Raw genomic sequence first — 2,092 nt, 5'->3', positions numbered from 1 at the left:
ACGTTCAGGGCCTGTTCGTCGGTCAGCTCGGGAGTCTCGCGCGGCCGTCGGTCCATGACGAGGAGTGCGGTGTCGGCGATGTAGGCGAAGGCCTGTCGTGCGCGTCCCAGGGTCTGCTCGGCTTCGCCGAGTTTCTTGGGCGCGGTGAAGAGTTCGCGTAGGTAGAAGCCGAAGGGGTCGGAGTCGACCATGCGGACGGCGGCGGTGAGTTCGGCTTTGTTGTTCCAGAGGCCGGGGAGGTTCTTCATCATTTCGACGGCGCCGATGTGTTCGGGTTCGCGGTCGTGGGTGGCGGGTTTGGCTTTCTTGGCTTTCTTCCCTTCGGTGTGGTCGTACATGTCTTTGGAGTTCTGTTTCTGGATGTCGTGGAACAGGATTGCCTTGGCGATTGCTTCGGTCGGGACGAAGCGGTTGTCCGGGTTTGTGTCAGCGGTGAGTTTGCGGTACTGGCCGAGGACGAGTTGGGCGTGGTCGAAGAAGGTGTAGTGCTCGGTCTTGGCGGCGATCTCGTCGAATTTGCGGGCCAGGTCGGGGAAGTTGTCGATGAGTTCGGTGACGAGTTCGGCGGGGTGGTGGCCGTTGCGCCAGAGTGTGTCGAGTTGCTTGCCGGTGTCCGTCTGCAGTTGCCGGTGCTGGGGGAGGTTCTGGAGGAGGGTGTGGTAGTCGGTGGTGGTGGGTTGGGGTCCTCGGACGTCGATGTCGGCTTTGTTCTCGTCGTAGCCGCGGGAGAGGACTTCGGCGATCGCGGCCTGGGTGGCCCAGGGCTTGACGACGGTTTCCATGAAGTCGTCGACGGGCCCGCGGTCGTGGTTGTTCGCGCCGATGTTCGGGTCGAAGTCGGGTAGGACGGTGGGGTCGTGGGGGTCGAGGCTCTGCCTGGTGGTTTCGAAGTGTTCGTGTTGTTTTCCGAGGAAGGTCTTGAGGTTGGTGAGGCGCGTTTCGTAGGGGATGGTCTGTTCGGGGTCGAGGAGTGGGTCGGGCCGGCGTTCGCTCGGTTGTTGTTTGAACTGGTGCCAGGTGACGAGGTGCTCGCGGAGGGTGCGGGTGATGCGGGCGAGGTCGGCGGCGTTGTTGCGGAACTCGGTGACGAGTTTGCCTTCGCCGTTCGTCGTCTGGACGATCCAGGGGTGCAGGTCGTTGCTGAGTTTGGGCAGTCCGCTGGGGGGTGCGCCGATGCTGTCGCGCAGGGTGTCGATGTGCTTGACGGTGCCGTGCTCGGCGGCGGGGATGGTGGTGAGCTGGTCTTCGTGGGTGTAGTAGGTGATCAGTGAGTCGGGGACGGCGTCGCGTTCGAGTCGGCGGAGTTGGTCGCCGCCGATGCCGAACTGGTTCTCCTCGCCGCGGTGGTCGACGTTGAACGGGCGTGTGGTGAGGGAGTCGGTGGGCGGGGCGGGTGCCATCCGGGTGCCGATGAGGTGTTCGATGTGGGAGTTGAAGCGGACGCGTCCGAGGGCTTTGGCCGTCTCGGTGTCGGTCGCGTCCAGGGCGGTGAGCTTGTCGGTCGCCTCCTCGATTTTGGCCTTGTAGGCCTGGTTGAGGTTGTCGAGGGTTTGCCGGTCGGCGGGGAGGCCGATGTCGATGATCTCGGCGTTGGTGTCTTCTTCGTGGACGGTGGTGCGGAATATCTCCTGGTAGGTGGTGAGGGGGACGAGGTAGGAGCGGATGATCGGGCTGGCGTTGTCGGGGTCCTGGGCGGCGTATTTCTCGGCCCATCTGATGGCGCGCAGGGGGCGGCCGGCGCCGATCCAGAAGACTTCGTGGGAGGTGGGTCCGGAGGAGATGTGGATCGTGCCGTCCGGGTACTGGTGGACGTCCTTGAAGTCGGAGGTTGCCAGGCCGGTGGTGTGGTCGACGGTCATCGGCATGGCTTTGAAGACGGTCGTGTAGAGCCGGATGCAGGGGGTGCCGTCCGGGGCGTTCTCGGTCTCGACGACGCCGTGGTGGACGATGCCGGCGTTGCCGAGGGCGTACGTGCCGACGCCGCTCTTCCCGGGTGCGAAGCGGATGAGGTGGTCGAGCGGGCGGTGCGGGCCCAGGTGGGACGTTCCGGGTGCGGCGAACTCCGGTTCGGCGTGGGGGTCGCCGAAGGTGA

The 2,092-nt window shown here is 65.0% G+C and carries 1 protein-coding gene; it reads right to left on the bottom strand.

Annotation, left to right across the window (positions count from 1 at the left end; translation table 11 throughout):
• The coding region (locus ACZ3YO_RS39860) for a hypothetical protein (protein ID WP_465579189.1) at window positions 1-2,092 on the bottom strand (2,092 nt) is incomplete at both ends.

This window comes from Kitasatospora sp. NPDC022785 (assembly GCF_055561295.1).
This window is presented reverse-complemented; position numbering and strand designations above follow the sequence as displayed.